Annotated in this window: 7 protein-coding genes; 1 reads left to right on the top strand and 6 read right to left on the bottom strand. The window is 67.1% G+C overall.

Annotated features, from left to right (window positions below; translation table 11 throughout):
• Positions 1 to 35: 35 nt before the first annotated feature.
• Genes O0J73_RS04690 through O0J73_RS04705 form a run of 4 tightly spaced genes read right to left on the bottom strand, consistent with a single transcriptional unit; the run spans position 36 to position 3,554 of the window.
• Complete coding sequence (locus tag O0J73_RS04690) at positions 36 to 677, bottom strand: ABC-type transport auxiliary lipoprotein family protein (protein WP_197563765.1); 642 nt, start codon at positions 675 to 677, stop codon at positions 36 to 38.
• Complete coding sequence (locus O0J73_RS04695; RefSeq protein WP_004154114.1) at positions 674 to 1,600, bottom strand: MlaD family protein; 927 nt, start codon at positions 1,598 to 1,600, stop codon at positions 674 to 676. The genes O0J73_RS04690 and O0J73_RS04695 overlap by 4 nt, the downstream gene beginning before the upstream one ends.
• A gap of 3 nt (positions 1,601 to 1,603) precedes the next feature.
• A complete protein-coding gene (locus O0J73_RS04700) occupies positions 1,604 to 2,431 on the bottom strand; it encodes an ABC transporter ATP-binding protein (RefSeq protein ID WP_004154115.1) in 828 nt (275 codons plus the stop codon).
• A 1-nt stretch (position 2,432) separates the two neighbouring features.
• Complete coding sequence (locus O0J73_RS04705) at positions 2,433 to 3,554, bottom strand: ABC transporter permease (protein WP_004154116.1); 1,122 nt, start codon at positions 3,552 to 3,554, stop codon at positions 2,433 to 2,435.
• A 92-nt stretch (positions 3,555 to 3,646) separates the two neighbouring features.
• Here O0J73_RS04705 and O0J73_RS04710 point away from each other — a divergent pair, with 92 nt between their 5' ends.
• Positions 3,647 to 4,906 (top strand): threonine/serine exporter family protein, encoded by a 1,260-nt coding sequence (locus tag O0J73_RS04710; protein ID WP_308308115.1) that lies wholly within the window; start codon positions 3,647 to 3,649, stop codon positions 4,904 to 4,906.
• A 110-nt stretch (positions 4,907 to 5,016) separates the two neighbouring features.
• Here the strand turns inward: O0J73_RS04710 and O0J73_RS04715 are convergent, their stop codons facing one another.
• A complete protein-coding gene (locus O0J73_RS04715) occupies positions 5,017 to 5,400 on the bottom strand; it encodes an H-NS histone family protein (RefSeq protein ID WP_004154120.1) in 384 nt (127 codons plus the stop codon).
• 225 nt (positions 5,401 to 5,625) lie between these two features.
• Complete coding sequence (locus O0J73_RS04720; protein ID WP_308308116.1) at positions 5,626 to 7,329, bottom strand: proline--tRNA ligase; 1,704 nt, start codon at positions 7,327 to 7,329, stop codon at positions 5,626 to 5,628.
• Positions 7,330 to 7,496: the final 167 nt, after the last annotated feature.

The following is a 7,496-nucleotide window of genomic DNA, read 5'->3' on the forward strand; positions in this document are numbered from 1 at the left end:
GGCGGCCGCCGGGCATCGCCCGGCGCTACCTGGGGTCAGCGCGTGATGCCCGGCTGGTCGGCCTGCCCGCTCACCAGCGTCCAGCCGACCACGTCCTGCGCCAGCTGCTGCAGGCCGCGTTCGAACGCGGCAGTGACCGCCGGGACGTCGGTGCTGCCGACCGGCTGCGCCTGGCGGAAGGTGCGGTCGGCGACCACGCGCTGGTCGGCGACGTGGATCAGCTTGGCGTTGACCTCGATGACCACGGTCGGCGTGGCCTGGCCCTGGTAATCCGATTCGAAGCGGCGCACGTCGGTGGACAGCTTGTAGTCGGCACGGATGCCCGCGCTGCTGCGCGCCACGCCGCGGATCCGGCCGGAGTCCTCGAAACCGCGCAGCAGGGTGTCCTCGATCATGTCAGTGGCCGGCTGTGCCCAGCTGGCGCCCTTGTAGATCTCCATCTGCGACGGCGTCGGGCGCACGTTGATGCGCGGGCTGTCGACCATGCGCGCGGCGCTGGGCTTGGCCAGTACCAGCTGCCAGCTGGCCTGTGGCCACGCGGGATCGGCCTTCACCTGCACGGCAGGCGAGTACAGGGTCACTGCGGTTTTCTCGCTGCTGCCAAGGATGGAGCAGCCGCCCAGCAGGGTGACCATCGAGGCGGCCAGCAGCAGGCGCGGAAGGGTGGTCGTGCTCATTTGGGTTCGAACTCCTTCGGTGCGTCGCGGCCCAGCAGGTAGCGCGCGGGGTTGTTCTCGAGGCGGTCGCTGACCCGGCGCAGGTCGCGGATCAGGCCACGCAGCTCGGTCAGCGTCGGGCCAAGCTGGCCGAGGCCGTCGTTGGCGAAGCTGTTGATCGCCGCGCGGTTCTCGCCCAGGATCGAATCGGCATTGCCGGCGGCCGAATCGAGCTTGCCCAGCGTGGCGTCGAGCTTGTCGATGATGCCCGGCAGCTGCTGCACCAGGTTCTTGTCCAGGCGCTCGATGGTGCCGTTGGTGGTCTTCAGCGTGGTGTCCAGGCTGCGTGCGGCATCGCGCGCGCTGAGCAGCAGTGCCTGGGTGCCCTGGTCGCGATCGGCCAGGCCACCACTGATCGTTTCAAGATTGGCCAGCGTTGCATTGATCGAAGCGACGTTGCGGTCGCTGAGGATCTGGTCCATGCGCTCGACGATGCGGTTGGCCACGTCGGTGATGTTCTGCAGCGCCGAGGGCGTGGTCGGGATGATCGGTGCCGGGTCCTTGTTGACCGTGGTCAGCGCTGGCGACTGCGGCGTACCGCCGCTGAGCTGGATGATCGACGGGCCGGTGAGGCTGGTGATCGCCAGCTTGGCGCGGGTATCGGTCTTGACCGGCGTGGTCGAGTTCAGGCGGATGCGTGCGACCACCTGGCGCGGATCGTCCGGCACCAGGTTCAGTTCGGTGATCGAACCGACCGCGATGCCGTTGTACTGCACAGGGCTGCCCACCGACAGGCCGGTCACCGCTTCGCGGAACACCACGCGGTATTCCTGCCAGGTACGGTCGGAGGAGTACTTGGCGGCCCACAGGCCGAAGGCCAGCAGGGCCAGGCCGGTGATCAGGGTGAACGCGCCGATCAGCACGTAGTTGGCTTTGGTTTCCATGGCTCAGGCACTCTCGATCTGTTCGCCGCGCGCGGCACGCGCACGCGGTCCGTGGAAGTATTCCTGGATCCACGGATGATCCAGTTTCTCGATTTCCGGCAACGGTGCATTGGCCACCACCTTGCGGTCGGCCAGCACGGCAACGCGGTCGCAGATGGCGTACAGCGTGTCCAGGTCGTGGGTGATCAGGAACACGGTCAGTCCCAGCGCTTCCTGCAGGGTCTTGATCAGGCGGTCGAACGCGGCCGCGCCGATCGGGTCGAGGCCGGCGGTGGGTTCGTCCAGGAACAGCAGCGGCGGATCCAGCGCCAAGGCGCGCGCCAGGCCGGCGCGCTTGCGCATGCCGCCGGACAGCTGCGACGGCAGCTTGTTGATCGCGTCGGCGGGCAGGCCGGCCAGCTTCACCTTCAGCAGTGCCAGTTCGTAGTGCCAGCGCTCGGGCAGCTCGCGGTGGTGTTCCTTCAGCGGCACCTGCACGTTCTCGCCCACGGTCAGCGAGGAGAACAGGGCGCCGTCCTGGAACAGCACGCCGGTGTTGCGCTCGATGTGCAGGCGGCTTTCGGGATCGTCGGCACGTGCGTCGCGGCCCAGCACTTCGATCTGCCCTTCGTCGGGCGTGCGCAGGCCGAGAATCGAGCGCATCAGCACCGACTTGCCGGTACCGGAGCCGCCGACCACGCCCAGGATCTCGCCGCGGCGCACGTCCAGGTCCAGGTCCTCATGCACGGTCTGGCTGCCGAAGCGATTGACCAGGCCGCGCACGCGGATCGCCAGTTCATGGCCCTGGTCGTCACGCATGTCGAGGATTTCGGGGCGGGCGGATGTGCTCATGTCACCAGTCCATGTGCATGAACCACAACGCCGCGAAGGCGTCGATGATGATCACCAGCGAGATCGTCTGCACCACGCTGGAGGTGGTGCGTTCGCCGACCGACTGCGCGGTGCCTTCCACCTTCAGTCCTTCCAGGCAGCCGATCAGGCCGATGACCAGCGCGAACACCGGTGCCTTCGACAGGCCGACCAGCATGTGCCGCACTTCCATCGTCTCGTGCATGCGCGCGATGTACATCTGTGGCGGGATGTCCAGGTCGAATGCGCCGACGGTGATGCCGCCGGCGAGGCCGGCAACCATTGCGATGAAGGTCAGCAGCGGCAGGGTCACCAGCAGCGCCAGCAAGCGGGGCAGCACCAGCAGGTCGACCGGGTCCAGGCCGAGGGTGCGCATCGCATCGATCTCCTCGCGCGCCTTCATCGCGCCGATCTGCGCGGTGAAGGCGCTGGCGGTGCGGCCGGCCAGCACGATGGCGGTCAGCAGCACGGCGAACTCGCGCAGGAAGGCGATGTTGACCAGCTCGACGACGTAGATCTCGGCGCCGAAATCACGAAGGATGGTCGAGCCGAGGAAGGCGATCACCGCGCCGACCAGATAGGACAGCAGCGCCACCAGTGGTACCGCATCCAGCCCGACCTGCTCCATCTGGTGCACGGTGGCGGTCAGGCGGAAGCGGCGGGGTTCCTTGACCAGGCGCGCCGCCTTGACCAGGTTCTCGCCGAGAAAACTGCACAGCGCCTTGATGTTGTGGCCGGTGGCATGGACGCTGACACCCAGTCGCTCCAGTGCCGCCAGCACGCCGAAGTCGCGCTTGGGCTTGGGCCGGTCGTCGGCGACCTCTTCGATGGTGCAGACCAGCGCCTGATGGTCCTGGCGGAACTGCAGCGCGTCTTCGCCGAGGTCGGCGCGGTGGGCCACGCGAAGTACCTGCAGCACGCCGGCCGAATCCATCTGCTCGATGCCGGTCGCATCGATGCCGGTCAGCTTTTCGGGAACGCCACGCAGGACTTCGGCCGCGGCCAGCGCGGTTTTCAGGGTCCAGGTGCCGGACAGGCGGATCAGGCCCGGGTCATGGGCGTCCTGTTCGAGCTGGGGGGCGAGGTTCGGGGTCACTTGGGCCATTCGGGTCGCAGCATAACCGGTCTGTCTTGGGCATCGCGTCGAACTCGGATGAATTTCTCCGGTAAGGCCCGGCCTAGGTAATACTACGGCGCATGTCCACAGATGCTCACACGATCCCCACGCCCCAGGCCACCTATGCGCAGCGCGTGGCCTTCGTTTCCGAGATCGCCGGACGGCTGCACAGCTACGGCACCACGGCCCAGCGCCTGGAAACGGCAGTCGTGGCACTGGCCCGCCAGCTCGATCTGGATTGTGAACCGTGGTCGAATCCCACCGGTATCATCCTCAGCTTCAGCGACCCGGCGCAGGCGATCGGCTCCAGTGACATCACCCGTGTGATCCGGCTGGCGCCCGGCGAGAACGACCTGCACAAGCTCAGCGTCGCCGACCATATCGCCGAGGAAGTGTCCAACGGGCGGATGAGCATCGCCCAGGGCCACACCGCGCTGCGCCAGCTGGACAAGGATCCGGGCCGGCGCGGCAAGCTGCGCACCATCCTGTCGTTCAGCCTCGGCGCGGCTGGTGTGGCCGGCATGTGGAAGCTGCCGTGGCTGGACATCGCCACCGCCGGTGTCATCGGCCTGATGATTGGCCTGCTCGGCATGGTCACCGACCGCCGCCCGGCCACCCGCGAGGCGGCCGAGGCATTGGCCGCGCTGCTGGCGGGCCTGGTTGCCACTTTGGTCGCGTCGTTCATCGGCGCGCTCAACCTCAACACGGTGATCATCGCCTCGCTGGTGGTGCTGCTGCCGGGCATGTCGCTGACCAATGCGGTCAATGAACTGGCCAGCCAGCACTGGGTGTCGGGTACCGCGCGTTTCGCCGGTGCACTCACCACCATCATGAAGCTCAGCGTCGGCGCGATGATCGCGGTGACCCTGGCAGACGTGCTCGGGCTGGACCCGGTGATCCGTGCGGCGCGGCCCCAGGGGCCGTGGGTGGAGTGGGGCTCGCTGCTGACCGCCGCGTTCGCGTTCGCGATGCTGTTCAAGGCCAACCGCCGCGATTACCCGTGGGTGATCGCCGCCTCGGTGGCCGGTTATGCCATTTCCAAGTTCGGTGGCCATGCCTGGGGGGCACCGGCGGGCATCTTCCTGTCGGCGATGCTGTTGACCGCCGGCGGCAATCTGTTCGGCCGTCTGGTCGGTCGCCCCGGCGCGATCATCCGCCTGCCGGGCATCATCATGATGGTGCCCGGCAGCACCAGCCTGCGTGGCGTGCTGACCCTGGTCCAGCAACAGGACGTGGGTGCCGGCCAGGGCGTGTTCCTCACCGTGCTCAACGTGGTGATGGCACTGGTCGCCGGCCTGCTGTTCGGCAACCTGCTGATGCCCGCGCGCAAAACCCTGTAATTGCCCTTCTGTGCTGCTTCCTGTGGGTGTGGGCGGTTGCTCCACACACCTCCCGGGAAATGAAAAACGCCGGCGTTCGCCGGCGTTCTTCATTGCATCCCGATCTGGCCTCAGGCCTTCTTGATCAGGAAATCTTCCGGCTTCTTGCTGCCCTTGGCGGTCAGCTCGGCCATCCAGCGCGGCTGCTTGCCCCGGCCGGTCCAGGTTTCCTTCGGGTTGGCCGGGTTGCGGTACTTCGGGGCTACCTTGCCCAGCTTGCGGCCTGCCGTCTTGGACGGCGCCTTGGTCGCAGTGGCGACCTTGCGGGCGCGCGGAGCGGGGGCGCCGCCGAACAGTTCCTCGATGGTGTAACCCTCGGTCTTGGCCAGCTTGCTCAGCTGGGCCCGGACCTTGGTGATCGGCCGGCGCTTGGCGACGATGGTCTGCTGCTTCTTCGCGGTGCGGATCAGGGCGCCCAGCTCTCGTGCCGACAGGCCGGTCAGGTCAATGCTCATTTACGGTTACTCCGGAAACTAATGTGTGGACGGGACGAGCCAGTCCATGGCGTCGCGGGACAGAATAAAGATGAATTAATCCAAGCACAAATGCAGGTCGCCCAGGGCTTGGCGGCATGCCGACTGCAGCGCGTCGATTTTGACCGGATTATGTCTGTTGCAGTATCGGGCAGCGGCTCGGGCGGCAAAAAAAAAGGACCGGGGCATGCCCCGGTCCTTTCCTGATCAGCCCTGCAGGCGCTGCAGCAGGGTGGCCTTGTCGAGGCTTTCCGCTTCGCTGGCGCGACGCGAGCGGTACTCGTAGGTGCCAGCGGCCAGGCCGCGTTCGCTCACCACCACACGGTGGGGGATACCGATCAGCTCCATGTCGGCGAACATCGCGCCCGGGCGCAGGCCACGGTCGTCGAGCGCTGCATCCAGGCCCGCATCGCGAAGCTCCTGCAGCAGGCTGGCAGCAGCGTCGGCCACGGCCGCGTCGCCCCTTGGGTTGATCACGCACACCACCACCTGCCACGGCGCCATCGCGTCCGGCCAGATGATGCCGGCCTCGTCATGGTTCTGTTCGATCGCGGCAGCGACCACGCGCGAGATGCCGATGCCATAGCAGCCCATCGCCATCACGGCCGCCTTGCCGTTCTCGTCCAGCACGGTGGCGTCCAGCGCTTTGGCATACGTGCGGCCGAGCTGGAACACGTGGCCGACTTCGAGGCCACGGGCGATCTTCAGTTCACCGCCGTCCAGCGCGCGGTCACCGGCACGCACGTTGCGGATGTCGGCCACTTCCGGCTCCGCCAGGTCACGGCCCCAGTTGACGCCTGCCAGATGGAAGCCGGCTTCGTTGGCGCCGACGACGAAGTCGGACATCGCCGCCACTTCGCGATCGGCCACCACGCGGATCGCCTTGGCCGGCGCGACCGGGCCAAGGAAGCCCGGCACGCTGCCCAGGTGCTCTGCGATTTCCGCCTCGCTGGCGAAACGCTGCTCAGCCAGGCCGGCAACCTTGGCCAGCTTGATCTCGTTGACCTCATGATCGCCGCGCACCAGCGCCAGCACGAACTGCTGTGCTTCGCCTTCGCCGGCGATCAGCGCCACCGACTTCACGGTGCGCTGCAGGTCGATGCCAAGCAGGGCTGCAACGTCCTCGCAGGTCTTCTGGGTGGGCGTATCGACCTTGCGCAGGGCTTCGCCGGCCGCCGCGCGCGGCGCCGGATCGGCAGCGATCGCCGCTTCCATGTTGGCCGCGTAGTCCGAACCGGTGGAGAACACCAGCGCGTCCTCGCCGGAATCGGCGATCACGTGGAATTCCTGCGAGGCATCACCGCCGATGGCGCCGGAGTCGGCCTGCACCATGCGGAAATCCAGGCCGAGGCGGGTGAAGATGCGGCTGTAGGCCGACTTCATGTTCTCGTACTCGCGCACCAGGCACTCATCGTGCAGATGGAACGAGTAGGCGTCCTTCATCAGGAACTCGCGCGAACGCATCACGCCGAAGCGCGGACGGATTTCGTCGCGGAACTTGGTCTGTATCTGGTAGAAGTTGACGGGCAGCTGCTTGTAGCTGGACAGCTCGCTGCGCGCGAAGTCGCAGGCGGCTTCTTCGGCGGTCGGGCTGTAGCAGAACACCTGGTCCTTGCGATCCTTGATCTTCAGCAGCTGCGGGCCGAACTTCTGCCAGCGCCCGGTCTGCTCCCACAGTTCCTTCGGCTGGATGGTCGGGATCTGGAATTCCACGGCGCCGGCGCGGTCCATTTCCTCGCGGACGATGCGTTCAACCTTGCGCAGCACGCGCAGGCCCAGCGGCGACCAGGTGTACAGGCCCGATGCCAGCTTGCGGATCATGCCCGCACGCAGCATCAGCCGGTGGCTGGTCAGCTCGGCGTCGCTGGGGGTTTCCTTGGTGGTGTGCAGGTGGAACTGGGAGAGGCGCATCGTCGGCTTCGGATAACGGCAGAGACGCCTATTCTGCCAGCCCGGCCGGGGGGAGGGGTATTGGCAGGGCTGCGCCCTGCACCTGCCGTAGTGCCGGCCGCTGGCCGGCAACAGCAACAGCAAAAACAGGTTTCCTGGGGGATGGCGGGGTGGGTCCGGTTGCGGGG

Origin of the sequence: Stenotrophomonas sp. Sm6012, from assembly GCF_030985895.1 — a bacterium.
Lineage (GTDB): Bacteria > Pseudomonadota > Gammaproteobacteria > Xanthomonadales > Xanthomonadaceae > Stenotrophomonas > Stenotrophomonas forensis.

Bases quoted from the DNA above. Each gene is read 5' to 3' on its own strand.
- O0J73_RS04690 (WP_197563765.1), bottom strand. From the start codon at position 677: ATGAGCACGACCACCCTTCCGCGCCTGCTGCTGGCCGCCTCGATGGTC.
- O0J73_RS04695 (WP_004154114.1), bottom strand. From the start codon at position 1,600: ATGGAAACCAAAGCCAACTACGTGCTGATCGGCGCGTTCACCCTGATC.
- O0J73_RS04700 (WP_004154115.1), bottom strand. From the start codon at position 2,431: ATGAGCACATCCGCCCGCCCCGAAATCCTCGACATGCGTGACGACCAG.
- O0J73_RS04705 (WP_004154116.1), bottom strand. From the start codon at position 3,554: ATGGCCCAAGTGACCCCGAACCTCGCCCCCCAGCTCGAACAGGACGCC.
- O0J73_RS04710 (WP_308308115.1), top strand. From the start codon at position 3,647: ATGTCCACAGATGCTCACACGATCCCCACGCCCCAGGCCACCTATGCG.
- O0J73_RS04715 (WP_004154120.1), bottom strand. From the start codon at position 5,400: ATGAGCATTGACCTGACCGGCCTGTCGGCACGAGAGCTGGGCGCCCTG.
- O0J73_RS04720 (WP_308308116.1), bottom strand. From the start codon at position 7,329: ATGCGCCTCTCCCAGTTCCACCTGCACACCACCAAGGAAACCCCCAGC.